Source organism: Roseburia hominis A2-183, from assembly GCF_000225345.1.
GTDB lineage: Bacteria > Bacillota > Clostridia > Lachnospirales > Lachnospiraceae > Roseburia > Roseburia hominis.
Genome location: NC_015977.1, coordinates 1554334 through 1581233 on the forward strand (window position 1 = coordinate 1554334; position 26900 = coordinate 1581233).

26 protein-coding genes and 1 pseudogene are annotated in these 26900 nt (G+C 50.1%); 25 read left to right on the forward strand and 2 right to left on the reverse strand.

The window, feature by feature from the left end:
• Window position 1: 1 nt before the first annotated feature.
• From RHOM_RS06900 to tsf, 11 genes are all read left to right on the forward strand, one after another.
• On the forward strand, window positions 2-2125 hold the full coding sequence (locus tag RHOM_RS06900) for a chemotaxis protein CheA (RefSeq protein WP_014079568.1): 2124 nt from the start codon (window positions 2-4) through the stop codon (window positions 2123-2125).
• A 15-nt stretch (window positions 2126-2140) separates the two neighbouring features.
• Complete coding sequence (locus tag RHOM_RS06905) at window positions 2141-2587, forward strand: chemotaxis protein CheW (RefSeq protein ID WP_014079569.1); 447 nt, start codon at window positions 2141-2143, stop codon at window positions 2585-2587.
• Window positions 2588-2750: 163 nt separating this feature from the next.
• On the forward strand, window positions 2751-3371 hold the full coding sequence (locus RHOM_RS06910) for a chemotaxis protein CheC (RefSeq protein ID WP_014079570.1): 621 nt from the start codon (window positions 2751-2753) through the stop codon (window positions 3369-3371).
• A 13-nt stretch (window positions 3372-3384) separates the two neighbouring features.
• Window positions 3385-3870 carry a chemotaxis protein CheD gene (locus tag RHOM_RS06915; protein WP_014079571.1) on the forward strand — a complete coding sequence of 162 codons (486 nt, stop codon included), beginning with the start codon at window positions 3385-3387 and terminating at the stop codon, window positions 3868-3870.
• A gap of 15 nt (window positions 3871-3885) precedes the next feature.
• A complete protein-coding gene (locus RHOM_RS06920) occupies window positions 3886-4182 on the forward strand; it encodes a hypothetical protein (RefSeq protein WP_014079572.1) in 297 nt (98 codons plus the stop codon).
• Between the two features lie 22 nt (window positions 4183-4204).
• Window positions 4205-4969: a FliA/WhiG family RNA polymerase sigma factor gene (locus RHOM_RS06925; RefSeq protein WP_014079573.1), complete on the forward strand. Its 765-nt coding sequence runs from the start codon at window positions 4205-4207 to the stop codon at window positions 4967-4969.
• A 22-nt stretch (window positions 4970-4991) separates the two neighbouring features.
• Window positions 4992-5318 carry a hypothetical protein gene (locus tag RHOM_RS06930; protein ID WP_014079574.1) on the forward strand — a complete coding sequence of 109 codons (327 nt, stop codon included), beginning with the start codon at window positions 4992-4994 and terminating at the stop codon, window positions 5316-5318.
• A gap of 18 nt (window positions 5319-5336) precedes the next feature.
• Window positions 5337-6056, forward strand: coding sequence for a DUF6115 domain-containing protein (locus tag RHOM_RS06935; RefSeq protein WP_014079575.1), 720 nt, complete (start codon window positions 5337-5339; stop codon window positions 6054-6056).
• Window positions 6053-6667, forward strand: a complete 615-nt coding sequence (locus tag RHOM_RS06940; RefSeq protein WP_014079576.1) for a hypothetical protein — start codon at window positions 6053-6055, stop codon at window positions 6665-6667. Before RHOM_RS06935 ends, RHOM_RS06940 begins: the two co-directional genes overlap by 4 nt.
• 164 nt (window positions 6668-6831) lie before the next feature.
• The gene (gene rpsB, locus RHOM_RS06945; RefSeq protein ID WP_014079577.1) at window positions 6832-7572 is read left to right on the forward strand and encodes a 30S ribosomal protein S2; all 741 of its coding nucleotides are present in this window, start codon (window positions 6832-6834) and stop codon (window positions 7570-7572) included.
• A gap of 134 nt (window positions 7573-7706) precedes the next feature.
• A complete protein-coding gene (gene tsf, locus RHOM_RS06950) occupies window positions 7707-8642 on the forward strand; it encodes a translation elongation factor Ts (protein WP_014079578.1) in 936 nt (311 codons plus the stop codon).
• 141 nt (window positions 8643-8783) lie between these two features.
• On the opposite strand, the gene RHOM_RS06955 is transcribed toward tsf, so the two are convergent.
• Window positions 8784-9479: a hypothetical protein gene (locus RHOM_RS06955; protein WP_044024903.1), complete on the reverse strand. Its 696-nt coding sequence runs from the start codon at window positions 9477-9479 to the stop codon at window positions 8784-8786.
• 17 nt (window positions 9480-9496) lie between these two features.
• Window positions 9497-11017, reverse strand: a complete 1521-nt coding sequence (locus RHOM_RS06960) for a DUF1538 domain-containing protein (protein WP_014079580.1) — start codon at window positions 11015-11017, stop codon at window positions 9497-9499.
• Between the two features lie 240 nt (window positions 11018-11257).
• Here RHOM_RS06960 and RHOM_RS06965 point away from each other — a divergent pair, with 240 nt between their 5' ends.
• The 14 genes and pseudogenes from RHOM_RS06965 to RHOM_RS07030 all read left to right on the forward strand — a co-directional run bounded on the left by RHOM_RS06965 (window position 11258) and on the right by RHOM_RS07030 (window position 26800).
• On the forward strand, window positions 11258-11695 hold the full coding sequence (locus RHOM_RS06965; protein WP_014079581.1) for a MarR family winged helix-turn-helix transcriptional regulator: 438 nt from the start codon (window positions 11258-11260) through the stop codon (window positions 11693-11695).
• 52 nt (window positions 11696-11747) lie between these two features.
• A complete protein-coding gene (locus RHOM_RS06970) occupies window positions 11748-12203 on the forward strand; it encodes a hypothetical protein (protein WP_014079582.1) in 456 nt (151 codons plus the stop codon).
• 30 nt (window positions 12204-12233) lie between these two features.
• Window positions 12234-13196 (forward strand): annotated as a pseudogene (locus tag RHOM_RS06975) (Na/Pi cotransporter family protein); the annotation flags it as partial.
• A gap of 32 nt (window positions 13197-13228) precedes the next feature.
• Window positions 13229-14080 carry a DUF368 domain-containing protein gene (locus RHOM_RS06980; RefSeq protein WP_014079584.1) on the forward strand — a complete coding sequence of 284 codons (852 nt, stop codon included), beginning with the start codon at window positions 13229-13231 and terminating at the stop codon, window positions 14078-14080.
• 122 nt (window positions 14081-14202) lie between these two features.
• Window positions 14203-15159 (forward strand): polysaccharide deacetylase family protein, encoded by a 957-nt coding sequence (locus RHOM_RS06985; RefSeq protein ID WP_014079585.1) that lies wholly within the window; start codon window positions 14203-14205, stop codon window positions 15157-15159.
• Window positions 15160-15184: 25 nt separating this feature from the next.
• Window positions 15185-16024 carry a polymer-forming cytoskeletal protein gene (locus RHOM_RS06990; protein ID WP_014079586.1) on the forward strand — a complete coding sequence of 280 codons (840 nt, stop codon included), beginning with the start codon at window positions 15185-15187 and terminating at the stop codon, window positions 16022-16024.
• A 5-nt stretch (window positions 16025-16029) separates the two neighbouring features.
• Window positions 16030-16728, forward strand: a complete 699-nt coding sequence (gene pyrH, locus RHOM_RS06995; RefSeq protein ID WP_014079587.1) for a UMP kinase — start codon at window positions 16030-16032, stop codon at window positions 16726-16728.
• Between the two features lie 26 nt (window positions 16729-16754).
• Window positions 16755-17306 (forward strand): ribosome recycling factor, encoded by a 552-nt coding sequence (gene frr / locus RHOM_RS07000; protein ID WP_014079588.1) that lies wholly within the window; start codon window positions 16755-16757, stop codon window positions 17304-17306.
• Window positions 17307-17423: 117 nt separating this feature from the next.
• Window positions 17424-18146: an isoprenyl transferase gene (locus RHOM_RS07005; protein WP_014079589.1), complete on the forward strand. Its 723-nt coding sequence runs from the start codon at window positions 17424-17426 to the stop codon at window positions 18144-18146.
• Between the two features lie 24 nt (window positions 18147-18170).
• Window positions 18171-18977 (forward strand): phosphatidate cytidylyltransferase, encoded by an 807-nt coding sequence (locus tag RHOM_RS07010; RefSeq protein ID WP_014079590.1) that lies wholly within the window; start codon window positions 18171-18173, stop codon window positions 18975-18977.
• A gap of 15 nt (window positions 18978-18992) precedes the next feature.
• On the forward strand, window positions 18993-20150 hold the full coding sequence (locus RHOM_RS07015) for a 1-deoxy-D-xylulose-5-phosphate reductoisomerase (RefSeq protein ID WP_044024637.1): 1158 nt from the start codon (window positions 18993-18995) through the stop codon (window positions 20148-20150).
• Window positions 20147-21181: an RIP metalloprotease RseP gene (gene rseP, locus RHOM_RS07020; protein ID WP_014079592.1), complete on the forward strand. Its 1035-nt coding sequence runs from the start codon at window positions 20147-20149 to the stop codon at window positions 21179-21181. Before RHOM_RS07015 ends, rseP begins: the two co-directional genes overlap by 4 nt.
• A 12-nt stretch (window positions 21182-21193) precedes the next feature.
• Entirely contained in the window at window positions 21194-22246 is a 1053-nt protein-coding gene (ispG, locus tag RHOM_RS07025) for a flavodoxin-dependent (E)-4-hydroxy-3-methylbut-2-enyl-diphosphate synthase (protein ID WP_014079593.1), read from the forward strand.
• Between the two features lie 30 nt (window positions 22247-22276).
• Window positions 22277-26800 carry a PolC-type DNA polymerase III gene (locus tag RHOM_RS07030; RefSeq protein ID WP_014079594.1) on the forward strand — a complete coding sequence of 1508 codons (4524 nt, stop codon included), beginning with the start codon at window positions 22277-22279 and terminating at the stop codon, window positions 26798-26800.
• Window positions 26801-26900 lie beyond the last annotated feature (100 nt).

Below are 26900 nucleotides of genomic sequence, written 5' to 3' on the forward strand. Positions count from 1 at the left end.
TATGGATGTAAGCCAATACCTTGAGATTTTTATTGATGAGACAAGTGAACATTTACAGAATTTAAGTGACTGCATCATGGAGCTGGAAAAAGATCCGGAGAACATGGACACGATCAACGAGATTTTCCGTGCAGCACACTCCTTAAAGGGAATGGCTGGAACCATGGGCTTTAAGAGAATGCAGCGCCTGACACATGACATGGAGAATGTGTTCCAGGAGGTCCGCAGTGAGAAAGTCAAAGTGACCAGTTCTATGATTGACCTTCTGTTCAAGTGCCTGGATGCGATCGAGGGCTATCTCGACAACGTAAAGGCAAGTTCGGATGAGGGAACAGAGGACAACGAACTGATCATCAAGGAACTGAATGATTTCATCGCGGCGGAGGATGGCGCAGCAGCTGCACCTGCACAGTCGGAGCCGAAAAAAGAAGAGGCACCGGCACAGACCGCGGGCGGAGATGATAAAAAGTATTTTGAGTTCGGTCTCAGCGAGTCCGAGAAGGATAAAATCAAGCAGGCGGAAGAGGGCGGCGCACACATTTACGGCATGACCATCTATATCCAGAAGGAGTGCCTGTTAAAGGCAGCGAGAGCATTCCTGGTATTCAAGGCAGTGGAAGAGTTTGGAGAGATCCTTGTATACAATCCGAGCTCCCAGGATATTGAGGATGAGAAGTTCGACTGCGATTTCAGCATTTTTATTGCGTCGGACGAGCCGTATGAGAAGATTGCGGAAGCTGCAAAGTCGGTGTCTGAGATTGATAAGGTTGTCGGTGAGGAAGTAAAATACGAGACGCTGGCTGCAAAGCAGGAGAAAGCGGAAGCGGACGCTGCGGCGGCAGAGAAGTCTCAGGATGCACCGGCTGAGGCGGCACCGGCACAGGAGCAGCCACAGGCACAGGCAGCAAAGCCGGCAGCGAAGACACAGAGCAGCGGCAATAAAAAGCAGACGGTTGCAAAGCCAGTCACAAACCGTACTGTCCGTGTAGATATTGAGAAGCTGGATGCATTGATGAACCAGGTATCCGAGCTTATCATCGCAAAGAACAGTCTGGTGTCGATCAGCTCCACCGATTCCGGAGATTTCCAGAACCAGTCCTTCCATGAGCAGATTGAATATCTGGAGCGTATCACGACCAATCTTCATGAGTCCGTGATGAAAGTCCGGATGGTGCCAATCGAGAGTGTAGTTGCAAAATTCCCGCGTATGATCCGTGATCTTTCCAGAAAGCTGGACAAGAAGATGGAATTGTACATGACAGGTGAAGATACAGAACTTGACCGTACCGTAGTCGATCAGATCGGTGACCCGCTGCAGCATCTGCTTCGTAATTCCGCGGATCACGGACTTGAAGACAACGCAACCCGTATTGCAAAGGGCAAGCCGGAAGTCGGAAGCATTTTCCTCAACGCATTCCAGGAAGGCAACAATGTCATCATCCAGGTTGGCGATGACGGTAACGGAATCGATGTGGAGGCTGTGCGCAACAAGGCAATCGAGCGCGGTGTCATCACTGAGGAGCAGGCTGAGACAATGAGCCAGAAAGAGATCATCAATCTGCTGTTTCTGCCGAGCTTTTCCATGGCGAAGAAGATTACCGATATTTCCGGACGTGGCGTAGGACTTGACGTTGTAAAATCCAACATCGAGGCTCTCGGCGGCGATGTGGAAGTAAAGACAGAGCTCGGTGTGGGAACGACCTTTACCGTACGCCTGCCGCTGACACTTGCAATCATCCAGGCACTCATGGTAGAGATCCGCGATGAGAAATACGCAATCGCACTTGGTTCCATTTCCAACATCGAGGATATTCCGGTGAAGGATATCAAGTATGTGGAGGCTCAGGAAGTGATTCACCTCCGCGGCAAGGTAATTCCGCTGATCCGTATGGATCAGGTTCTGGATATTGAGCCGAAAGAAGAAGAGCCGGAGAGCCTGACGGTTGTGATTGTACAGAAGGGCGAGAATCTGGCAGGCCTTGTGGTCGACAACCTGATCGGACAGCAGGAAATCGTTATCAAGTCACTTGGTAAATACATAAACAACAACAAGATCATCAGCGGCGCAACGATCCTTGGCGATGGTGAAGTGGCACTGATCCTTGATGTGAATGTACTGATGTAAGAGGAGGCGGACAACATGGCAGAAAAGAACGTGGAAGTAATTGACAAAGAGTCAAAACAGTATATTGTCGTAATGGTCGGAAGCGAGCAGTACGGAATTGATATCAGCTATATTGACAACATCGTGCGTATGCAGAAGATTACCCGTGTCCCGAAGATCCAGTCCTACTTTAAGGGCGTGATCAATCTGCGCGGTGAGATCGTATCCGTAATGAGTATCCGCAACAAGATGGGGCTGGAGGATGATGTGTTCACGAACGCGAGCCGTATCATCATCTTAAAGCTGGAAGAAAAAGGCGCGATCGGCGTGATTGTCGACGAGGTGAAGGAAGTCGTCAATTTAAGTGAGGATGAAATTGAAAAATCGACCAACAAGGGTAAATTCATCAATGGAATCGGTAAACACGGCGATGATCTGATCTCACTTCTCGAGATTAACTCGGTGGTGGATGACAACGCATAAGCACACAGAACATATGCGTGCATAGACGTGTGCGCAGGTTAGCGGAATGGAATACATTCCGCTAACCTGCTTGTTTTACTACAGGGAATGCAGCGGGAGAGAACCAGAGACATTCCTCTTAGAAAACCATGGATATATTATGTTGAGAGGAGAAAAAACGTTCATGGGTAATATGACACTAGAGCAAGTGAATGACATGTACCTGGACGTATTGCGTGAAATCGGCAATATCGGAGCAGGAAATGCCACTTCAGCCATTGCAAATATGCTTGGCATGAAGATCGATATGAATGTACCGAGCATCCGGCTGATGGAAGTATCACAGTTGGGAATGGCGGTAGGAGCGGAAGATGAGACAATTGTCGGCATTTTCCTTGAGGTGGAGACAGATATTGAGGGAAGCATGATGTTCCTTCTGGATATTCCGTCTGCACGTTATCTGGTCAACAAGCTGATGATGACAAACGAACCGGATGACCAGCCGTTTGGCGAGATGGAACTTTCCGCATTAAAAGAGATCGGCAATATCATTGCGGGATCTTATCTGTCCGCATTGTCCTCCCTGACCAATCTTGTCATCACTCCGTCCGTTCCATACATCGCGGTGGACATGGCAGCATCGATTTTGAGCGTGCCGGCGATTGAATTTGGACAGTACGGTGACAATGCATTGTTGATACAGACGGAGATCTGTGCGGATGTGGCGATCAACGGATATTTCATCTTGATGCCGGAGCAGGATTCTTACGAAAAAATATTAACGTCACTTGGTATCTCAATATAAGGAGAATGCGTATATGAGCGAAGTCATAAAAGTAGGCATGGCGGACCTGAACGTTTGCAAGGCTCCGGATGTAATTACGACTTTAGGTCTCGGTTCCTGTATTGGACTGGTTCTTTATGATCCGGTGACAAAAGTGGGAGGCATGGTGCATTATATGCTTCCTGACAGTACAAAAGTAAGAAACAACAGCAATATAGCTAAGTTTGGAGATACGGGAATTCGGGAATTGTTAAAGCGTGTTGTTGCAGCGGGAGCAAGTAAGCCAAGACTGATCGCCAAGATTGCCGGGGGCGCGCGGATGTTTGAGGTAAGCGGACTTTCGGATGTGGGAAATATCGGAGCGAGGAATGCGGAGGCTGCCAAAGCGATTTTAAAAGAACTTGGAATCCGGCTGGTAGCGGAAGATACAGGACTCAATTATGGTAGAACAGTGGAACTGCATTGTGATACCGGAGAATTTTATATTAAGTCGGTGGGCAAGCCGCTTAAGATTATTTAAGGAAGGGCTGTAAGTATGAAAACAAAATCAGTACCTGCGATTGTGATGCTGTCAGCCGGGTTTGTCGCCTGCGTAGCGGGCATCTGTGCACACATGGAAGTGGCAGATTTCATGAAAATGCTTTTGATTGTCCTGATTGTATTTTACCTTCTGGGCGGTGTGGTCAAAATTGTTCTTGACCGCAATTTTGCCGGGATGAATGACGAGGAAACCACGGATGGTACATTGCCGCAGGAAGAAGAGGATCCTGAGGCAGAAGAGAATGAAACGGCATCGGAGGAGACAGAGAATGCCGATGCGAAAGAACAGTAATCTTTAGACGTGGGGGCTTCCAATGAAAACGGTTGACAGAGAAAAACTATGGGGAGAATACCAGAAAAATCCATCGTCTGCGCTGAGAGAAAAGCTGATTACGGAATATGCACCGCTTGTGAAAGTGGTTGCGGGCCGGCTCAGCATGTATCTTGGATACAATGTGGAATACGAAGATCTGGTTAGTTATGGAATATTCGGACTTATCGATGCCATTGATAAGTTTGATCCCGGAAAAGACGTAAAGTTTGAGACATATGCGAGCCTGCGTATCCGCGGTTCCATTCTGGATCAGATCCGCAAGATGGACTGGATACCAAGGACTGTCAGACAGAAGCAGAAGCGGATTGAGGAAGCAATCAAAAATATCGAGGCGCGGACGGGACGTGCTGCGGCGGATGAAGAGATTGCAGGGGAGATTGGAATTGCGGCGGCTGAACTGAATGAGTGGCAGTCGCAGTTAAAAGTCACAAACGTGGTATCTCTCAATGAGTTCGTGGAGCAGGGCGGAGAGCCGGTGATGGATGCGCGCGGGAACTCCCATTTCGCACAGCCGGAGGACAATATTGAGGAGGAAGAACTGAAAAAAGTTCTGTCCGAGACAATGGATCTGCTCACGGAAAAAGAGCGCAAGGTGATTCTTCTGTATTATTATGAAGAACTCACGTTAAAGGAGATCAGCAATATATTGGAAGTGTCTGAATCGCGTGTGTCGCAGCTTCACACAAAGGCGCTGCTTAAGATGCGCAAAAAGATGGGAAGCTATATGGGAATTCTGACTGAGTAGCAGATGAGCGGAGGTGTGTTGCATGTCAATAAGACCAGTTGTTTTAAACGGGATGATTCAGAGGACGCAGGATGTCGGGAATCTGAAGCAGCAGGAGGATAATAGGCCGATTGTCGAACAGCAGAATATTCAGATTGAACAGCAGAAGCACGAAGACCAGCTGACCCATCGTGTGCAGGATCCGGAGGAAAAGGAGAACGATGGCTATCGTTATGATGCCAAGGAAAAGGGCAATAACGAATATGAGGGCGAATCTGGCAGGCACAAAAAGCGCCGCGAAGAGGAGCCTGAGAATGAGGGAAAAGTCATATTAAAAGGGCAGGGCAGCCATTTTGATATCAAGATATAGATAGGTGAGGAGAAGCATATGACCGGAGTAGCATGGATATTACTTCTGATCGGTGTGGTTTTTATGATCGGAAGCTTTTTTGTGACGGAAAAGTTATCGCCGTCAGAATTGAACCAGATTGCAGAGTTGAGCGAAGAGGAATTAAAGAGAATCATTGACCGGGGACTCAAGAATGCGGAGACACGGATTGAGGATGCGATTGATGAGCAGGTTGACCAGTCTTCCGAAAAGGTGGATCGTTCCCTTGAAAAAGTGACAAACGATAAGATCATGGCGATCAGTGAATATTCCGACACGGTGATCGAGAGCATGAATAAAACGCATAATGAGATTATGTTCTTATACAGTATGCTGAACGATAAACACACGGAGCTTACCGGTATGGCGGCGGATCTGCAGCGCCTGGCTGCGGATGTAAGAAGCCTTGAGGAGAAAGCACCTTTGACTGCACCGCAGGCTGCACCGGAGCGTGCCGCAGCGGTATCTGCGGTCTCGGCAGTAACACCGGTACCGGTTGAGACGGCAGATACGACGGAGAGAGATACGGCTGCTGCACCGGCAGAGCAGAAGGAAGAGATGCCGGAGACGGAAGAGACAAAGCAGGAAGGACTGCATGCAGAGATTCTGAAGTTGAAAAAACTCGGAATGACGGAGGTTCAGATTGCCAAGAAGCTTGGAATCGGAATCGGTGAAGTTCGCCTGGTCAATGGGCTTTACAGAGGAGAGAGTGATTCGTGAAACTGAAATATTATTTGCGGGGACTGGGGATCGGAATCATTGTCACAACGGTGATACTGGCAGTCAGTTTTTCAAAGAAAGAGATCAAGATGTCTGATGAGGAGATCATGGCGCGGGCGGCACAGCTTGGCATGGTCATGCAGGAGACAGAGACAACAGAGCAGGGCGATACGGAGCAGGATCCGGACGGCACGGACACCGGAGCGAAGACGGAGGTTGTGACCGAGCAGACGGCATCCGAACTGTTGGAAGAACGGACCGCGGCAGAAGAGACCGCGCAGAATACGGAAGCTGCAGCTGAGGACGTGGCAGCTGAGGCGCAGGAGAATAGCGCGAACACGGATGAGGAGACGCAGGCACAGCAGGAGGCTGCTGATGCAGAGAATCCGTCCGGCGTATACCGTCTGGTGATTCAGAAAGGGGATGTCTGCCGTATTGTCTGCGAGAAGCTGGCGGAGAACGGAGTCATTTCCGATGCGGAGACGTTCCGGCAGTATTTATCGCAGATCGGCTACGCTTCCAATATGCGTGTCGGCAACTACGATATTCCTTACGGTCTGTCGAATGAGGAAATTGCAAAAATTCTGCAGGCGGGACCGCTTGAAGAGTAAAAAGGTACTTGCACAGCAAAGATGTTTGTGATATAATATGCGAGGTTCAAGCGTGGAAAATCATTTCCACACAATAATACACATATGCTGACCACCGGGCCGGTGCCGAATGGTTGCCTTGCGGGATGAAGCATATGGAAGATTTCAACCATGGAGGTAAGAAAATGAGCGTTATTTCAATGAAACAGTTACTTGAAGCAGGTGTTCACTTCGGACATCAGACCAGAAGATGGAATCCTAAAATGGCTCCGTACATCTACACAGAGAGAAATGGTATCTACATCATCGACTTACAGAAATCTGTAGGCAAGGTAGACGAGGCTTACAAAGCAGTATCTGATATTGCAGCTGAGGGCGGCACCATTCTTTTCGTAGGTACCAAGAAGCAGGCACAGGATGCAATCAAGACCGAAGCAGAGCGCTGCGGCATGTTCTATGTAAATGAGAGATGGTTAGGTGGTATGCTTACCAACTTCAAGACCATCCAGAGCCGTATTGCAAGATTAAAAGAGATCGAGACAATGGCAACCGACGGTACATTCGAGGTACTGCCGAAGAAGGAAGTTATCGCACTTAAGAAAGAGTGGGAGAAGTTAGAGAAGAACCTTGGCGGTATCAAGGAGATGAAGAAGCTCCCGGATGCAATCTTCGTTGTAGACCCGAAGAAGGAGAGAATCTGTATTCAGGAGGCTCATACATTAGGAATTACCCTGATCGGTATTGCAGATACAAACTGTGATCCTGAGGAACTTGATTATGTGATCCCGGGCAATGATGATGCTATCAGAGCCGTAAAACTGATCGTTTCCAAGATGGCAGACGCAGTGATCGAGGCAAACCAGGGTGCAGAGATGACTGCAGAAGAGGCTGAGTCCGCAGAGGCAGATGCAGCAGAGGAAGCATAATAAGTTGGAAACAACGGGTGCCTGATTGGCAGGATCGCCCATATGTCAACAATCGGAAAGGGACGCGTGTTACGTCCCTTTCTGTGGCATAAAGATAAAGAATCAGGATAAATTATTTTTTGGAGGATGAGAAAATGGCAATTACAGCAGCTATGGTAAAGGAACTGCGTGAGATGACCGGCGCAGGCATGATGGATTGCAAGAAGGCATTAAATGAGACAAACGGTAACATGGACGAGGCTGTAGAGTTCTTAAGAAAGAACGGACAGGCTAAGGCTGAGAAGAAGGCAAGCAGAATCGCAGCAGAGGGTCTTTGCATGGTAGTGACCAAGGATGACCAGACAGCAGCGGTTGTTGAGGTAAACTCTGAGACAGACTTCGTTGCAAAGAATGCAACATTCCAGGAGTTTGTTAAGGCTGTTGCAACACAGGCAGTGAATTCCGATGCAGCAGACATGGATGCTTTCATGGCTGAGAAGTGGAATGAGGATGCCAGCAAGACCGTAAGTGAAGCACTGGTTGAGAAGGTTGCAGTGATCGGCGAGAACTTAAAGATCCGCAGATTTGAGAAGGTTGTAGCTGAGCATGGCTGTGTTGTACCGTATGTACACGGCGGCGGAAGAATCGGCGTTATCGTTGATGCAGACACCGATGTTGTAAATGACACTGTAAAGGAAGCAATGCACAATATCGCAATGCAGATCGCAGCACTCAATCCGAAGTATGTTTCCAGAGACGAGGTAAGTGCTGATTACATCGCTCATGAGAAAGAGATCCTCTTAGCACAGATCATGAACGATCCGAAGGAGTCCCAGAAGCCGGAGAAGGTAATCAACGGAATGATCGAAGGACGTATCAGCAAAGAACTCAAGGAAGTATGCCTGGTAGATCAGGTTTACGTTAAGGCTGAGGACGGCAAGCAGACCGTTGCCAAGTATCTTGAGGAAGTATCCAAGGCAGTTGGCGGTACTGTGAAGGTTAAGAGATTTGTTCGTTTTGAGACTGGCGAAGGTCTTGAGAAGAAGCAGGAAGACTTTGCAGCAGAAGTTGCAGCACAGATGAACGCATAATTTGATATTGTGCTAAATTGTTGAAGGATAATGACCCCTACGAATGGTGGAGACACTATTTGCAGGGGTCATTTTGTAAGAAAAAACCTTATCGAACCTGGTTATGATTCGATAAGGTTTTTGCGTCATAAAGTATAAATTCTACAGTCCCATGATCGCGTCGACCGGCAGGGCAAAGCTGACGCCGTGCGCCGGTGTGTCAATGCCGTGCTGCTTGCTGATGGCGGTCATGATTTCGGTCTTTTTATCCTTTGGAACGACGATGGCAAGGACTTCCTGTTCCTCCTGGAGAGCCATGCCGAAATGTTTGGCAACCTCCTCCGGACTGCAGCGCAGACCCTTTAAGATCGTTCCGCCGGTAGCGCCGGCAGCGCGCGCGGTGTACATGACATCATCGCTGTATCCCTGATTGATTGTGACAAGAATCATTGCATGTGTAATCGTTTCACTCATTTTTTTCACCTCTTTTTCTATCTCCGGCTCAGAGGAGTCCAAAGAACCGGAACCGAGAACTTTATAGAGCCATCCCTGAATGCCGGATAACGGTATGCTGACAGCGATACCGGTTCCTCTCTTGTGAAGCTGCAGCGCCTGATTCATCTCCGCCAACAGCATACGGGTGCGTTCCTTCGGGACGATGCATAGCATGATGGTTTTGTTGGTGTCGCCGAGACCGCACAGATTCAGAAAATCGGAACTGACGGTGCCGACGCCGTGCATCTGGTAATAGATCGGGATGGAGGCATCGGTGAGAAATTCGGTCAGTTTATCACGGATATTGGAATCTATGATAATGACGAGGCACCGGAATGCCGGCATCTTTTTTTTATGTTGCATGGTATGATCCTGCATAATTATTCCTCCTCAATATCCATAATGGCATTGTCGTCGACATCGATCATGATAAGCGCATCGGATGTCGCCCTCTTAAGCTTCAGCTGATACAGTACGCCCATGATCTGAATGGCAATTAACGGTGCCATTGCGACCATCGCCACGACGCCGAACGCATCGGTTACCACATTGCCGCCCACGGCGGTACATGCGCCCATGGCAAGCGGAAGAAGAAACGTGGAGGTCATGGGACCGCTGGCAACACCGCCGGAGTCGAAAGCGATACCGACAAATACTTTTGGAACAAACCGGGTGAGCACCAGAGCAATGATGTAGCCCGGAATTAAGAGCCAGTAAATGTTAAGTCCGGTCAGAACCCGGAGCAGCGCCAGCGCAACGGAAGCGGAGACACCGATGGAGAGACAGAGGTTCATCGCACTGCGCGAAATGGAACCGTTTGTCACATCCTCCACCTGCTTGTTGAGCACCTGCACGGCAGGCTCGGCTTTTACAATATAATAACCGATTAACGCGCCGATGGGAATCAGAACAAAGCGCCATGTCTGTGCGGCGAGATTGCTGCCGAGCAGACTTCCGACGGGAGCAAATCCTACGTTGACACCGGTCAGAAACAGGATCAGTCCGATGATGGTGTAGAGAAAGCCCATAAGCATCTTGATCATCTGGTTCTTGTGGTAGCGCCTGGAAATGAGCTGAAACAGTAAAAAGACGATCAGTACCGGAAGGATGGAAGAAATGACTTCCCTGCCATAGCCCGGCAGCATATGTACAAACTGACGCATGACATCCTGCATGGTCACAACATCCGGTATTTCGGTGGCATTGTAGGATGCACCGGCTGGATGGTAGAAAATACCGAGCAGGAGTACCATGGCAATCGGTCCGATGCTGCAGAAGGAGATCAGACCGAAACTGTCGCTCGAACCGTCCTTGTCACTTCGCGTGGAGGAGAGACCAACACCGATGGCCATAATAAAAGGAACAGTCATCGGACCTGTCGTCACACCGCCGGAGTCAAATGCGACTGCGATGAAATCAGCCGGCGCCGCAAAGGAGAGCAAAAATAGTGCGGCATAGAGGATACACAGCAGCAGGGGGAGGCTCAGCTTGAAAATGATACGCAAAACAGCGATGACCAGAAAGACACCGACGCCGAGAGCGACCGTCCAGATTAAGGTTTCGTTTGGAATAGAAGGAACCTGATTGGCGAGAACCTGCAGATCCGGTTCCGCGATTGTGATGATGACACCCATCACAAAGCAGACAATAATCAGAATCGAAAGACGCTTCGTCTTCATGATATGGGAACCGACACCTTCGCCGAGCGGTGTCATCGCCATCTCAGCACCCAGCTGGAAAAATGCCATGCCGATGATCAGCATGAACGCTCCGACCAGAAACAGGGCAATGGTTCCGGTCTCCATCGGTACGACAAAAATGCTGAGCAACAGCACAATGACGGTAATGGGAAGAACGGCGCTTACAGATTCGTCGAATTTCTCTTTTAATTTTTTGTTCAAAATAACATCACACACTTTCTAGGATTCGGTTAATAGAGTTACCAGTTAAACAGTTCACAAATCAACTATTATTTTATCGGTTGTTGTGTAGAAAGTCAACCGAGTCGGAGTGATTTTTCTGAAATTTTAACACTTTTTTAATTGACTTTTATACAGATTTCAAATAAAGTTTCTATATAAACAGTTCACAAATCAACTAAAACAAAGAGAAGGCATGAACCGGCGGAAAGGAGGGGGAACATGCTGGAGGACTTTTTTGAAAATTATTTTAAGATAGAGAAAGCATACCGGAAATACTTTCAGGATGAGATGGAGAAATATCATCTCACGCCGAACGAATTGCTGGTGCTTCTTTTTTTGGCACGCGACAACGGCGGATGCAATACGGCGCGGGATATTGCGCAGTACGAGGGGGTGTCCAAGGGACTGGTTGCCAGATCGGTGGAGAGCCTCGTGGAAAAGCAGTTTCTTGTGGTGGAACGGGATGCTGCCGATAAGAGAATCTGCCATTTATATCTCACGCAGCAATGTAGTGTGCTCACGAAGCAGATAACGGAGAAAAAAGCCGCGTTTTTCCGCAGGCTGGCCGAAGGCATTCCGGAGGAAGCGATTGCGACAACGGAACAGACACTGCGCAGGTTTATGGAAAATATATCCGCATCTATTGACAAGTCGTAAGTGCTTTGCTATCGTGAGGAAAGAGTCTTGGAATGGGAAAGGAGCAGGGAACATGCGCAGTGCAGATAGAAGAAAAGCATTTTTTGCGGTTTGCATGATGGCGGTTCTGCTGTTTTCCCATCTTGGTGTCTGTCTGTGGCAGACACAGATCGCCCAGGTGCAGAATCTGACGGCAGAGGCCGGAGGGGAAGCACAGGGTATTTTACGGACGACGGACTCCGATTATGTCTCAAACGCGCTCTCGGCGGAACCGGAAGCAGGATTGTCACAGAGTATGATTGTCGTGACGAGAAAAATGACCGGGGCGGCGGAGCAGCGTCTTTTTTTTCATCTTTTTACTGCTGTTTTATTCAAAATAGCAGAGATTCCCTATGCAGAGGCGGTAGTGCTTACCGTCACGGCGGCGTGCATCTGCCTGGCAGGTTACCGCATGGTACGATTCGTGCACAATTCCGACGGTAAAAAAGATTTGCCCTTTTGGTTATCACAGGTATTAGAAGCGTCATAAGATTAGGATAAGAAAAGGGAAAAGAAGAAAATGGAATATAGAAATTTTTTTGCACTGCTGGGAGGGCTTGCACTCTTTTTGTATGGAATGCATCAGATGAGCGAGGGCTTAAATGCTGCCGCAGGTGAGAAGATGAAGCAGATCCTGGAGCGGCTGACAAAGAACCGCTTCCTTGGCGTGGGCGTCGGAGCAGCTGTGACGGCAGTGATCCAGTCGTCCTCGGCCACCACGGTCATGGTCGTTGGCTTTGTGAATTCCGGGATGATGACTCTGCGCCAGGCGGTCTGGATTATCATGGGGGCGAATATCGGCACCACAATCACCGGTCAGCTGATTGCACTGGATGCGGGAGCCGTTGCGCCGCTTCTGGCTTTTTGGGGGGTGGTCCTGATTCTGTTTGCGGGAAAAGACCGGATCCGGTACACAGGCGAGATTGTGGCGGGGCTTGGAATCCTGTTTATCGGCATGGATATGATGGGGGAAGCCATGCAGCCGCTCTGTGATTCGCAGGTGTTCCTTCGGGCGATGACAAGGTTTGAACATCCACTGCTTGGAATCCTGGCGGGCGCGGCGTTCACGGCAGCCATTCAGTCATCCTCGGCTTCGGTCGGGATTTTGCAGACCCTGGCACAGGGAGGAGCCGTATCTTTCGCGGGGGCGGTGTATGTTCTGTTCGGTCAGAATATCGGCACATGCATTACGGCGGTTCTTGCTGCCATCGGCACCGGAAGAAACGCCAAGCGCACCACGATCATTCATCTTTCGTTCAATCTGATCGGAACGGTGGTGTTTACCGTGCTGTGCATGACAACGCCGCTCGTTTCGCTGGTTGCGCAGCTGACGCCGGGACGGCCGGCTGCCCAGATTGCCAACATGCATACGATTTTTAATATCGGAACGACCCTGCTTTTGCTTCCGGCCGGAAATCTGCTGGCAGGGATGGCAGAGCATCTTCTTCCGGATAAGAAGAGCGAATCGCTTGCGGCGGAACAGAGAAAGGCAGCATGCAAAAAAGTGGAGGATGTATGGAATTCATAAAGAATGTCATAAGAGGAATTACGATCGGAATCGCCAATGTAGTTCCAGGAGTGAGCGGCGGTACGATCATGGTGTCGCTGGGGATTTATGATGAACTTCTGCAGGCGGTCACCGGATTTTTCCGTCATAAAAAGGAAAGCATCTTAAAGCTGTTTCCGTATCTGTTTGGAATGGGGATCGGAATTATCTGCCTTTCCTTTATGATCGGTTATCTTTTTGAGAATTTTCCGTTCCAGACCGCGATGCTTTTTATCGGACTGATTTTCGGCGGCGTGCCGCTCATCTGGCGCAAGGTGTCCAGGGGATATCCGAAGGTGCCGGAGCTGGCGCTGTTTTTGGGATTCTTCTGCCTGATGATTGGAATGCAGTTCCTTGGAAAAGGCAGCGAACAGGTTCTTGCCGCCGGTCCTGGGACGGCAGTGAAGCTTTTTGCGGTGGGGCTGGCTGCCGCGGCTACGATGGTCATTCCGGGGGTGAGCGGTTCGATGCTTTTGATGGCGCTCGGATATTACACGCCGGTCATTGACCATATCAATGCGTTCGTTGTGGCGGTGGTCATGCTGGATGCCGGGACGGCGTGGTACTGTCTTGCCCTATTAGTCCCGTTCGGATGCGGCGTGCTTGGAGGTATTTTTCTTGTCGCAAAGCTGATGGAATATCTGCTCTGCCGGTTTGAGAGGCTGACCTACTGGGCAATTTTCGGGCTGCTGGCGGCGTCCCCGGTTGCCATATTAGGGAAAATCCCGCTGCGCGGGACATCGCCGGCTGTCATCGCCTGGGGCGTGATGCTGTTTAGTGTGGGGGCGGTGGTCACCGGGCTTTTAGCTGGAGAAACATAAAAATTCAGAAAATACATGAAAAAGTGTAGAAAAATCATACGATTTTTTTGCGCTTTTTTCTTTGAAAAATACAAAAATGTGATACAATAGATAAAGTATTATGATTAACTTGGGGGTTCTACATGCAGGATAAGGATTCTGAGGCACTCCGCAATCAACGCAGGCGGAGAAAGCGGATTGCAAGAATGAAACATACCATAATCGCGATAATTGCCGGGTGGATCATCCTGTCCATGATTCTGATCATTTTTCTGCTTGTCCGGACGAGATCCATGGAGAGAAAGTTAGATGAACTCTGGCAGATGCAGCGGGTGATGAACCAGCAGGTGCCGGATACGGAGGCACTACCCCAGGAAGAGACCGGCGGCATGGATACGGAGACAGTGGCTGTGACGGCACCTGCATCCGGGATCGACGAGACAGACAATCTGGCACAGGATGGAGATGTACATAAAGTTTATCTGACGTTTGATGACGGGCCGTCTGAGAATACGGACGCCATTTTAGATGTGCTGTCGGAGTACGATGTCAAGGCAACCTTTTTTGTGGTCGGAAAAGAGGATGAGGCATCGGCAGCCATCTACCAGAGGATCGTGGATGAGGGGCATACGCTGGGAATGCATTCCTATTCTAATAAGTACAGTCTGATCTATCAGTCGGAGGATGCGTTTGAGGCGGATTTTCATCAGCTGCAGGATTATCTCTATGAGGTGACCGGTGAAAAGAGCCGCTATTACCGGTTCCCGGGCGGGAGCAGCAATCAGATCAGCAATGTGCCGATGAGTTCGCTGATCCGGTTTTTAAACAGCGAGGACGTCGTTTATTACGACTGGAACATCTCGGCAGGCGATGCGGCAAATGCTGCATATACATCGGAAGAACTGGTCGAGAATGTTGTTTCAGATGTTTCAAAATACAAGACCTCGGTTGTGCTTTTGCACGACTCGGAAGATAAGTCAACAACGGTAGAAGCGGTAGGACCGCTGATCGAGGCATTGCAGGATATGGATGCCGAGATTTTACCGATTGATGAAGATACACAGGTTATCCAGTATGTCAAAGCCGACAGTGCCAGATGACCAGATTATAAATGGAGGTAAGAACATGGGATTTTTCAAGGACTTTAAGGATGATTTCTCACAGGCAGTGAATGAACTTATGCCGGGAGAAGACAATCTCGAAAGCACGGACAAGGATGATGACATGGTCGTGAACACACTGGAAGATGAAGTGGATGTGGCGAGCGAATTGTCGAAGCTGGATGGTCTGTTAGAGCAGGTAACGAAGCAGGAGCCGGCTTTGGAGCGGACACAGGCAGCAACGGTGGAACCACAGAAAACAAGAGAAGAATACACACAGCATGCAATGGCAGCAGCACAGGAGGAGAAGAAAATGGCTGATAATACAGTAACACCAGTACAGGTAGCACAGACAGGAGCACAGGCAGCAGCATCGCAGACCACACCGCAGGAGAAGCCGATTGTATCGGACGAGGTTTCCGTGATTACAGAGGGAACGATTATCAATGGTGATGTGATCTCAAACGGATCTCTCGACATCAGAGGTCAGGTAGACGGAAATGTAAGCTGCAACGGAAAGCTTACCGTGACAGGTGTTGTCAATGGTAACAGCAACACTTCCGAATTCTTCGCGGATTCTGCACAGGTAGAGGGTGAAGTCGTAAGCTCCGGTACGGTTAAGATTGGTCTTGGTTCTGTAATTATAGGTAATGTAACATCCAACTCGGCAGTGATCGCAGGAGCCATCAAGGGTGACATCGATGTGCAGGGACCGGTTGTTGTGGATACTTCCGCAGTGGTTATGGGTAACATCAAGTCCCGTTCTGTTCAGATCAACAACGGCGCTGTTATTGAGGGATTCTGCTCCCAGTGCTATGCAGATGTGGATGTTCAGAGCCTGTTCAATGCCAAGAAAGGAAACTAAGCATCATGAAGAGAGTTCTGTTAAAGTTAAGTGGTGAGGCGCTTGCAGGTGATAAACACACAGGATTTGACGAGCCGACAGTCACAGAGGTTGCAAAACAGGTAAAGCAGATTGTGGATGGTGGTACCGAAGTAGGCATCGTGATCGGCGGCGGCAACTTCTGGAGAGGACGCACCAGCGAGACGATCGACCGCACCAAAGCGGATCAGATCGGCATGCTTGCAACGATCATGAACTGCATCTATGTTTCAGAGATTTTCCGCTCTGTGGGCATGCAGACACAGATTCTGACACCTTTTGAGTGTGGAAGCATGACAAAGCTGTTTTCCAAGGATCGTGCGAATAAGTATTTTGCAAAGGGAATGGTTGTGTTTTTTGCAGGGGGAACGGGTCATCCATACTTTTCGACAGATACGGGAATTGTTCTGCGTGCGATTGAGATGGAGGCGGACGGAATCTACCTCGCAAAAGCGATTGACGGCGTGTATGACAGTGATCCGAAGCTGAATTCGAATGCAGTGAAGTATGATGAAGTCTCTATTCAGGAAGTAATTGACAAGAAGCTTGCGGTGGTGGATCTGACAGCCTCCATTATGTGTATGGAGAACCGGATGCCGATGTATGTATTCGGACTGAATGAAGAGAATAGTATCGTAAAAGCCATGACGGGAGAGTTTAGCGGCACGAAGGTTACGGTTTCTTAGAATTGATAGAAAGGCATGGTATATATATGGATCAGAGATTAGCGGTATTTGATGAAAAGATGGGCAAAACAATGAACAATCTTGCGGAGGAGTTCGGCGGAATCCGCGCGGGACGCGCCAATCCGCATGTGCTTGACAAGTTGAGAGTGGATTACTACGGTACTCCGACAGCAATTCAGCAGGTGGCGAATGTCAGTGTTCCGGAGCCGCGTATGATTCAGATTCAGCCGTGGGAGGCATCCATGGTAAAGGAGATTGAGAAGGCGATCCTTACTTCCGATCTTGGAATCAATCCTACGAATGATGGAAAGACAGTCCGTCTTCTGTTCCCGGAGCTTACCGAGGAGAGACGTAAGGAACTTGCAAAGGATGTAAAGAAAAAGGGCGAAAATGCGAAGGTTGCAATCCGCAATATCCGCCGTGATGCCAATGATTCCTTTAAAAAGCTTGCCAAGGAGGATGTCTCCGAGGATGAGATCAAGCAGCTGGAAGATCAGGCACAGAAGATGACCGATAAGTACATCGCAGATGTGGATCGTGCCGTTGAGGCAAAGACAAAGGAAATCCTTACCGTATAGTTTGGATAGATTTGAAACGAGAGGAGATACAGGTGTTTATGGAGGCATACATCTGTATCTTTTCCGTTATTTTGTATAGTTGATACTTCAGTACAGATACGAGGGAGAAGCACAGGTATGGAGACGGGAAGAAAGATTCCACAGCATATAGCGATCATACTGGATGGAAACGGAAGATGGGCAAAAGCAAAGGGAATGCCCCGGAATTACGGACACACAGCGGGAGCCAAGAATGTCGAGACGGTATGCCAGGCGGCACATGATCTCGGTGTAAAGTATGTTACCATGTACGCATTTTCGACGGAAAACTGGAACCGCCCGGAGGGCGAAGTGGAAGCGCTGATGAAGCTTTTGGAAAGCTATCTGAAGAACTGCATTAAGACAGCAGACAAAAACAATATGCGCGTGCGCGTGATCGGCGATACGACGAGACTCAGTGAGCGCTTTCAGGAGCGCATCCGTGAACTGGAGGCTGCCTCCGCAAAAAATGACGGCTTGAATCTTCAGATTGCCATCAATTACGGCAGCCGCGACGAGATGACACGCGCAATGCGCCGTATGAGCGAAGATGTTGCGGCGGGGAAGAGAAAGCCGGAAGAGATCACGGAAAGTGTGTTTGAGGAGTATCTGGATACCGCAGGCATTCCGGATCCGGATCTTTTAATCCGCACGAGCGGGGAACTCAGGTTGTCCAATTTCCTGCTCTGGCAGCTGGCGTACAGTGAATTTTACTTTACCGATGTGCCGTGGCCGGATTTTCACAAAGAGGAATTAGAGCGTGCCATTGAAGCGTATAATAAAAGAGACAGAAGATTTGGCGGTTTGACAGACAAGAAATAGGAAGGACTGCCGGATGGAGGAGATATGTTTAAGACGAGATTATTGAGCGGAATCGTTCTTGTGATTGCCGCATTGGTATTGATTATTACCGGCGGGGATGTGCTGCTGGTGTCCACGTTGCTGATTTCCTGGATCGGGATGTTTGAATTATACCGGATTTTTCATATTGAGAAGTCTGCACCGGGCATTGTCGGGTATGCGGCTGCGGCGGTCTACTATGCGAATCTGCGCTTCGGCTTTCTGCCGGATCTGATGATGCTGGTTTTAGGGCTTCTGATCGTATTGATGTTCGTGTATGTGTTCACTTACCCGAAGTATCAGACGGAGCAGCTGCTCGCCGCATTTTTCGGCGTGTTCTATGTGGCAGTGATGTTGTCCTACGTGTACCAGACCAGAATGCTTAGCGCCGGAACCTACATTGTGTGGCTTATTTTTCTGTGTTCCTGGGGATGCGACACCTGCGCGTACTGTGTCGGCATGCTGATCGGGAAGCATAAGATGACGCCGAAGCTGAGTCCGAAAAAGTCCGTGGAGGGCGCCGTGGGTGGTGTGATCGGAGCTGCGCTTCTCACCGTGATTTACGGCATGGTATTTCGCGGGGCGATGGGAAGTGAGATGTCACATGTCTGGATTATGGCAGCCATCAGTGCGGCGGGCGCACTGGTATCCATGGTGGGAGATCTGACAGCTTCCGCCATCAAGCGTAATTACGGCATCAAGGATTATGGAAAACTCATTCCGGGACACGGCGGTATCCTGGATCGTTTCGACAGCGTCATTTTTACGGCGCCGCTCATCTATTTCCTTGCCGCTAATTTGATTGTATTGTAATTTTGGGAGAGACCTATGATGAAGATAGCTATTTTGGGATCGACAGGCTCCATTGGGACACAGACGTTAGATATTGTGCGGGAGCAGGGCGACATACAGGTGACGGCGATTGCGGCCGGAAGCAACATCAAAAAGCTGGAAGAGCAGATGAGAGAGTTTCATCCGCTGCTGGTATGCGTTTTTCAGAAGGACGCCGCCAAAGAACTGCGCGATCGCACGAAGGATCTGAATATCCGCGTGGTGTCCGGCATGGATGGACTTCTGGAGGTGGCGGTACAGCCGGAGAGTGAGATCCTTGTGACGGCGATTGTCGGGATGCTCGGCATAAGACCGACGATTGCAGCCATTGAAGCGGGGAAAAAGATTGCACTTGCGAACAAGGAGACGCTTGTGACGGCAGGTCATATCATTATGCCGCTGGCAAAAAAATGCGGCGTGCCGATTCTGCCGGTCGACAGCGAGCACAGTGCTATTTTCCAGTCGCTGCAGGGAGAAAACGGGAACCGCATTGCGAAGATTCTTCTCACGGCGTCCGGCGGACCGTTCCGCGGGAAAAAGCCGGAAGATCTGGCGCACATTCAGGTGGGGGATGCGCTGCGTCATCCGAACTGGACAATGGGACGCAAGATCACGATCGATTCGTCAACGCTTGTCAATAAAGGCCTGGAAGTCATGGAGGCAAAGTGGCTGTTTGATGTGGAGCTGGAGCAGATTGAGGTGGTTGTCCATCCGCAGAGTGTGATCCACTCCGCGGTGCAGTATGAGGACGGCGCAGTCATTGCGCAGCTCGGCACACCGGATATGCGTCTGCCGATCCAGTATGCGCTCTATTATCCGAAGCGCAGACCGCTCTCGGGCGACAGACTGGATCTGTTTGCATTGGGACAGCTGACGTTTGAGAGACCGGACACGGAGACGTTCCGCGGTCTTGCGTTAGCCTATCAGGCGATGCGCCGCGGCGGCAATATTCCGACGGCATTTAATGCGGCGAATGAAAAGGCGGTAGCGCTTTTCCTGGATCGAAAAATTGCCTATCAGCAGATCCCGGAGATGATTGAATCGTGTATGGAGGCAGCTGATTTTATTGCCAATCCGACGGTTGATGAGATCCTGGAGACGGAGGCAGCCGCATATGAACACATTGCAGGCAAATGGGGAAAGGTTTTTGCATGAAGATTATTATCGCAATTCTGATATTCAGTCTGATTATTATTTTTCATGAACTGGGGCATTTCCTTCTGGCGAAGGCAAACGGAATCCGGGTGAATGAATTCTGTCTCGGGCTGGGACCGAAAGTGTTTGGCATCACAAAGGGAGAGACGACATACTCCCTGCATCTGTTCCCGATCGGTGGAGCGTGCATGATGGAGGGAGAGGATACGGAGAGCGAGGACGGCAGGGCGTTCGGGAAAAAATCAGTCTGGGCGCGCATCAGTGTGGTTGCCGCCGGTCCGGTATTCAATTTCCTGATGGCGTTTGTCTTTGCTTTTATTCTGTTATGCAATATCGGCTATGATCTGCCGGTGCTCGCCGGAGTGACGGAGGGATATCCGGCCGAGGAGGCGGGAATGCAGGCGGGAGATACAATCTTAAAGATTGATCACACCCGGATACATTTTTTCCGGGACATCAGCGCCTACACACAGTTTCATTCCGGGGACGCGGTCACAGTGACCTATGAGCGGGACGGAGAACGCTATCAGACGGTGCTCACGCCCAAATATAACGAAGAATACGGCTATTATATGTACGGCTTTCAGGGAAGCGCGCAAAAGACGAAAGGTTCCGTGCTTTCCAATTTAAAATACAGCGTATATGAGGTGGAATACTGGATCCGCGTGACGATTGACAGCTTAAAGTCTTTGGTGGACGGAAAGGTGAGCGTCAATGACATGAGCGGTCCGGTCGGAATCGTGAATATGATCGGGGACAGCTATGAGCAGAGCGTGACGTACGGCTACTATATGGTATTTTTGCAGATGCTTTACATTACGATCTTCTTATCGGCAAACCTCGGTGTGATGAATCTGCTGCCGCTTCCGGCGCTGGACGGAGGCAGACTGCTGTTTTTGATTGTCGAGGTGATCCGCGGAAAGCGCGTCGATCCCGACAAGGAAGGCATGGTACATTTTATCGGCATGATGCTGTTGTTTGCACTCATGTTTTTTACATTTTTTAATGATATCCGCAAGCTGTTCGGATAGAAAGGCAAAAAGATGACGAAAGTAGTGAAAATTGGCGACCGGGTGATCGGCGGAGGCAATCCGATCCTGATCCAGTCCATGACAAATACAAAGACGGAGGACGTGGCTGCAACTGTGGCGCAGATTCAGGCGCTTACCGCTGCCGGATGTGATATTATCCGCTGCGCCGTGCCGACCATGGAGGCGGCGGAGGCATTGACCGAGATCAAAAAGCAGGTGAGCATTCCCGTTGTGGCAGATATTCATTTTGATTACCGCCTGGCGCTTGCCGCGATCGAGCACGGTGCGGATAAGATCCGCATCAATCCGGGAAATATCGGAAGTACAGAGCGTGTGCGCGCAGTGGTGGATGCCGCAAAAGAGCGCGGTATTCCGATCCGTGTCGGCGTCAACAGTGGATCTCTGGAAAAAGATCTTGTGGAAAAATATCACGGTGTGACGGCTGAGGGGATTGTCGAGAGCGCCCTCGATAAAGTACATCTGATCGAGGATATGGGGTGTGACAATCTGGTCATCAGCATCAAATCCTCCGATGTGATGATGTGCGTGAAGGCACACGAGCTGATTGCGACACAGACGGATCATCCGCTGCATGTCGGCATCACGGAGTCCGGCACCATCATCAGCGGCAATATCAAATCCTCGATCGGGCTGGGACTCATTCTGCATCAGGGAATCGGCGATACAATCCGCGTATCGCTCACGGGAGACCCGTTGGAGGAGATCAAGTCCGCGAAGCTGATCCTGCGTACCTTAGGGCTGCGCAAAGGCGGCGTGGAGGTCGTGTCCTGTCCGACCTGTGGCAGAACCAGAATCGATCTGATCGGGCTTGCCAACCAGGTGGAAAATATGGTGGCAGACATCCCGTTAGACATCAAGGTGGCGGTTATGGGCTGCGTTGTCAACGGACCGGGTGAGGCAAAGGAAGCGGATATCGGTATTGCCGGAGGAATCGGAGAGGGACTTTTGATCAAGAACGGGGAAGTATATAAAAAGGTGCCGGAGGGCGAACTGCTTGAGGCATTGCGCTATGAGCTGCTGCACTGGAATGAGCAGCAGAAGTAGAACAGACTGAGGAAGAAGTGAGAAAAGGGCATGGCAAAACGGTTTTTTGATGTATTTCCATCACTGCAGGTAGAAGGCGACATGAAAAATCTGCTGACGGAGACGGAAGTAACGAAGGTGGGCATGAATCATGAGCGCGATCATCTGCGCGTCTATTTAAGCAGCACGCGTCTGATTCACAAAAAAGATATCCGCCAGTTGGAATCTGCCATTGCACAACAGATTTTTAAGGGCAGGATGATGCAGGTCAAGGTCATTGAAAAGTATCATCTCTCGGAACAGTATACGCCGGAAAAGCTGCTTGATCTGTATCGCGACAGCATTTTAGAAGAACTGAAAGATTACAGCCTGATGGAATACAATCTTCTTCGGACGGCGAAGATGGAGTTTACGAGCGAAAGCCACATGCTGCTCACGCTGGAGAATACGATTATCGCACAGACGCGTTCCCATGAGATCGTGGAGTTTTTAGAGAAGGTGATCTGTGAGCGCTGCGGACTCGATCTGGCGGTGGAGCTTGCCTACGAGGAACCGAAGGAAAGCAAATATAAGAAAAACAGTGATCTGCAGATTCAGTTTGAGATTAAAAACATCATGAAAAAGGTACATATCCGCAATGGCGACGGGGAGAGTGTGCCGGCGGTCGCAGAAGGCGGTGCCGAGGCGGTTTCCGATGGCACAACAACATCTGGTGGTACAGGCGGCAATGCCACCACAAATACCGTTTCTTCTGCAAAAAATGCTGCAAAACCTGCGGAACATGCAGGAAAAACTGCAGGAAATGGCGAAAAAGGGAAGAAGGAATTCAAGCGCAGATTCGAGGGCGGCGGCCTTAAGAAGTCGGACAATCCGGATGTGATCTACGGGCGTGATTTTGAGGATGAACCGATCGCGATCGAGAAGATTGTGGGAGAGATGGGAGAGGTGACGATCCGCTGCCAGGTCATGACGTTAGAGACCAGGGAGATCCGGAATGAGAAGACGATCGTGATTATGTCCGTGACGGATTTTACCGATTCGATTGTGTTAAAAATCTTTACCAGAAACGATCAGCTGCAGGAACTGCTTGACGGAGGACTCGCAAAGGGAGCGTTTTTAAAGATCAAGGGTGTGACGACGATCGACAAGTTCGACAGTGAGCTTACGATCGGTTCTGTGGTCGGCATCAAAAAGATTGCGGATTTTACGTCCACACGTGCAGACACCAGCCCGGAGAAGCGCGTGGAGTTGCACTGCCATACGAAGATGAGCGATATGGATGGCGTCTCGGATGTCAAGGATATTGTAAAACGCGCCATGAAGTGGGGACACAAGGCGATCGCCATCACGGACCACGGCGATGTACAGGCTTTCCCTGACGCGAACCATGCGGTTCCGCCGGATTCGGATTTTAAGATCATCTACGGCGTGGAGGCGTATCTGGTGGATGATCTGAAGGATATTATCGTTGACTCAAAAGGACAGAGCTTAAATGACAGCTATGTCGTATTTGACCTGGAGACAACCGGACTTTCGCCGGATAAGAATAAGATCATTGAGATCGGTGCCGTCAAGGTGGTGGACGGAGCTATCACGGAGCGTTTTTCGACCTTCGTCAATCCGGAGGTGCCGATCCCGTATAATATTGAGCAGCTGACGTCCATCAAGGATGACATGGTGCTCGATGCGCCCAGGATTGAGGAGATCCTGCCCGAATTCATGAAGTTCTGCGAGGGGACCGTCATGGTGGCACACAATGCGGAGTTCGATACCGGATTCATCCGCAAGAACTGCGAGCGCATGGGACTGCCGTTTGATTTTACCATCGCAGATACCGTGGCGCTGGCGAGAATCCTGCTGCCGCAGTTAAACCGTTTCAAGCTGGATACCGTGGCAAAGGCGGTCGGTGTATCGCTGGATCACCATCACCGGGCGGTCGATGACGCGGCATGTACGGCGGAGATTTTTGTCAAGTTTATCGAGATGCTTCATGAACGCGGCATGGAGACGTTAGACGATGTGAACCAGATGGGCGCGACGTCGCCGGAACTTGTGAAAAAGTTAAAGAGCCATCACGCGATCATACTGGCGACAAACGATATCGGACGCATCAATCTCTACCGTCTGGTCTCCATGTCACACCTGACCTATTTTCACAAGACACCGCGTGTGCCAAAGAGCGAATTTGTAAAGTACAGAGAGGGACTGCTGCTCGGATCTGCCTGTGAGGCAGGCGAACTCTACCGTGCGATTTTAGACGGCAGACCGGAGGAGGAGATCATCCGTCTTGTGAAGTTTTACGACTATCTGGAGATTCAGCCGATCGGCAACAACAGTTTCATGCTGCGGGATGAGAAGAGCGCCATCAACTCTGTCGAGGAGCTGCAGGATATCAACCGGCGGATTGTAAAGCTGGGCGAGACATTCAACAAGCTGGTGGTCGCCACCTGCGACGTGCATTTCCTTGATCCGGAGGATGAGGTATACCGCCGTATCATCATGGCGGGCAAGGGATTTAAGGATGCCGATGACCAGGCACCGCTGTTCCTTCGGACAACGGAGGAGATGTTAAAGGAGTTCGAGTATCTCGGAAGCACCAAGGCGGAGGAGGTTGTCATCACGAATCCCGGCAAGATTGCCGATATGTGTGAGAAGATCGCACCGGTGCGCCCGGACAAGTGCCCGCCGGTCATTGAGAATTCCGATCAGATGCTGCGTGACATCTGCTACACCAAGGCGCACAGCATGTACGGCGAGGAGCTTCCGTCCATCGTGAAGGAGCGATTGGACCGTGAGCTGAATTCCATCATTTCCAACGGCTATGCCGTAATGTATATCATTGCACAGAAACTGGTGTGGAAGTCCAACGAGGACGGTTATCTGGTAGGCTCCAGAGGTTCGGTCGGATCTTCGTTCGCGGCGACCATGTCCGGTATCACGGAGGTCAATCCGCTGCAGGCACATTACCGCTGTGCCTACTGCAAGTACAGCGACTTTGATTCGCCGGAGGTCAAGGCGTTCTCCGGGCGAAGCGGATGTGATATGCCGGATAAGATCTGTCCGGTCTGTGGCAAGAAGCTGGTAAAAGACGGGTTTGACATTCCGTTTGAGACGTTCCTGGGATTCAAGGGAAACAAGGAGCCGGATATCGACCTGAACTTTTCCGGTGAATATCAGAGTAAAGCGCATGCCTACTGTGAGGTTATTTTCGGATACGGTCAGACATTCCGTGCCGGAACGATCGGTACGCTGGCGGACAAGACGGCGTTCGGATACATCAAGAATTACTACGAGGAGCGCGGTGTCCACAAGCGGAACTGTGAGATTGACCGTATTGTGCAGGGATGCGTCGGCGTCCGCAGGACGACGGGACAGCACCCGGGCGGAATCGTCGTGCTTCCGGTGGGAGAGGAGATCAACACGTTTACGCCGGTACAGCATCCGGCGAACGATATGACGACAGCGACGGTAACGACACATTTTGATTATCACTCGATCGACCACAACCTGTTAAAACTCGATATTCTCGGACACGATGATCCGACGATGATTCGTATGCTGCAGGATCTGACGGGAATTGACCCGACAACGATCCCACTCGACGATGAGTCGGTCATGTCCTTATTTAAAAATACATCGGCACTCGGTGTGACGCCGGATGACATTCATGGAATTCCGCTCGGATGTCTCGGTATTCCGGAGTTTGGAACCGATTTCGCCATGCAGATGGTTATTGATGCCAAGCCGCAGGAGTTCTCGGATCTGATCCGTATCTCCGGTCTGTCCCACGGTACGGACGTATGGCTCGGCAATGCGCAGACACTCATCGAGCAGGGACTGGCAACGATTTCCACCGCGATCTGTACCCGTGACGATATCATGATCTACCTGATCCAGAAGGGACTTGACAGTGAGCAGTCCTTCACGATCATGGAGTCGGTGCGTAAGGGAAAAGGCTTAAAGGAAGAGTGGAAGACGGAGATGCGTGCGCATGATGTGCCGGAGTGGTACATAGATTCGTGTCTGAAGATCAAGTACATGTTCCCGAAGGCACATGCGGCGGCATACGTTATGATGGCATGGCGTATTGCCTACTGTAAGGTATATTATCCTCTTGCTTACTATGCGGCATATTTCTCGATCCGTGCGACGGGATTTAACTACGAGATCATGTGTCAGGGCAAGGAGCGTCTTGAATATTTTTACAAGGATTACACGCGGAGAAAAGATTCGCTCTCCAAAAAGGAGCAGGATACTTACCGCGATATGAAGATCGTGCAGGAGATGTATGCCAGAGGGTTTGATTTTACGCCGATCGACGTGTACCGCGCAAAGCCGGATCGTTTTCAGGTGATTGACGGCAAACTCATGCCGGCGTTAAACACGATCGACGGTATGGGTGACAATGCTGCGATTGCGGTTGCCGAGGCGGCGAAGGATGGCAAGTTTCTGTCCAAGGACGACTTCAGGCAGCGCACCAAGGCGACCAAGACGGTCATCGATCTTATGGCAGATCTGGGACTGCTCGGCGAACTGCCGGAGTCGAACCAGCTGTCGCTGTTTGATTTTGCATAAATTGATATTAAAAATTCAATCTTCCGAAATTCCTTGAGTTTTCAAGGCTTACCGCCTATCAAATATCAAAACCTTATGTATTTTCCCTTGTTTTTGCCCT

Excerpts from the sequence above, each read along its gene's own strand:
- RHOM_RS06900 (WP_014079568.1), top strand. The coding sequence starts at position 2 with ATGGATGTAAGCCAATACCTTGAGATTTTTATTGATGAGACAAGTGAA.
- RHOM_RS06905 (WP_014079569.1), top strand. The coding sequence starts at position 2,141 with ATGGCAGAAAAGAACGTGGAAGTAATTGACAAAGAGTCAAAACAGTAT.
- RHOM_RS06910 (WP_014079570.1), top strand. The coding sequence starts at position 2,751 with ATGGGTAATATGACACTAGAGCAAGTGAATGACATGTACCTGGACGTA.
- RHOM_RS06915 (WP_014079571.1), top strand. The coding sequence starts at position 3,385 with ATGAGCGAAGTCATAAAAGTAGGCATGGCGGACCTGAACGTTTGCAAG.
- RHOM_RS06920 (WP_014079572.1), top strand. The coding sequence starts at position 3,886 with ATGAAAACAAAATCAGTACCTGCGATTGTGATGCTGTCAGCCGGGTTT.
- RHOM_RS06925 (WP_014079573.1), top strand. The coding sequence starts at position 4,205 with ATGAAAACGGTTGACAGAGAAAAACTATGGGGAGAATACCAGAAAAAT.
- RHOM_RS06930 (WP_014079574.1), top strand. The coding sequence starts at position 4,992 with ATGTCAATAAGACCAGTTGTTTTAAACGGGATGATTCAGAGGACGCAG.
- RHOM_RS06935 (WP_014079575.1), top strand. The coding sequence starts at position 5,337 with ATGACCGGAGTAGCATGGATATTACTTCTGATCGGTGTGGTTTTTATG.
- rpsB (WP_014079577.1), top strand. The coding sequence starts at position 6,832 with ATGAGCGTTATTTCAATGAAACAGTTACTTGAAGCAGGTGTTCACTTC.
- tsf (WP_014079578.1), top strand. The coding sequence starts at position 7,707 with ATGGCAATTACAGCAGCTATGGTAAAGGAACTGCGTGAGATGACCGGC.
- RHOM_RS06955 (WP_044024903.1), bottom strand. The coding sequence starts at position 9,479 with ATGCAACATAAAAAAAAGATGCCGGCATTCCGGTGCCTCGTCATTATC.
- RHOM_RS06965 (WP_014079581.1), top strand. The coding sequence starts at position 11,258 with ATGCTGGAGGACTTTTTTGAAAATTATTTTAAGATAGAGAAAGCATAC.
- RHOM_RS06970 (WP_014079582.1), top strand. The coding sequence starts at position 11,748 with ATGCGCAGTGCAGATAGAAGAAAAGCATTTTTTGCGGTTTGCATGATG.
- RHOM_RS06980 (WP_014079584.1), top strand. The coding sequence starts at position 13,229 with ATGGAATTCATAAAGAATGTCATAAGAGGAATTACGATCGGAATCGCC.
- RHOM_RS06985 (WP_014079585.1), top strand. The coding sequence starts at position 14,203 with ATGCAGGATAAGGATTCTGAGGCACTCCGCAATCAACGCAGGCGGAGA.
- RHOM_RS06990 (WP_014079586.1), top strand. The coding sequence starts at position 15,185 with ATGGGATTTTTCAAGGACTTTAAGGATGATTTCTCACAGGCAGTGAAT.
- pyrH (WP_014079587.1), top strand. The coding sequence starts at position 16,030 with ATGAAGAGAGTTCTGTTAAAGTTAAGTGGTGAGGCGCTTGCAGGTGAT.
- frr (WP_014079588.1), top strand. The coding sequence starts at position 16,755 with ATGGATCAGAGATTAGCGGTATTTGATGAAAAGATGGGCAAAACAATG.
- RHOM_RS07005 (WP_014079589.1), top strand. The coding sequence starts at position 17,424 with ATGGAGACGGGAAGAAAGATTCCACAGCATATAGCGATCATACTGGAT.
- RHOM_RS07010 (WP_014079590.1), top strand. The coding sequence starts at position 18,171 with ATGTTTAAGACGAGATTATTGAGCGGAATCGTTCTTGTGATTGCCGCA.
- RHOM_RS07015 (WP_044024637.1), top strand. The coding sequence starts at position 18,993 with ATGATGAAGATAGCTATTTTGGGATCGACAGGCTCCATTGGGACACAG.
- rseP (WP_014079592.1), top strand. The coding sequence starts at position 20,147 with ATGAAGATTATTATCGCAATTCTGATATTCAGTCTGATTATTATTTTT.
- ispG (WP_014079593.1), top strand. The coding sequence starts at position 21,194 with ATGACGAAAGTAGTGAAAATTGGCGACCGGGTGATCGGCGGAGGCAAT.
- RHOM_RS07030 (WP_014079594.1), top strand. The coding sequence starts at position 22,277 with ATGGCAAAACGGTTTTTTGATGTATTTCCATCACTGCAGGTAGAAGGC.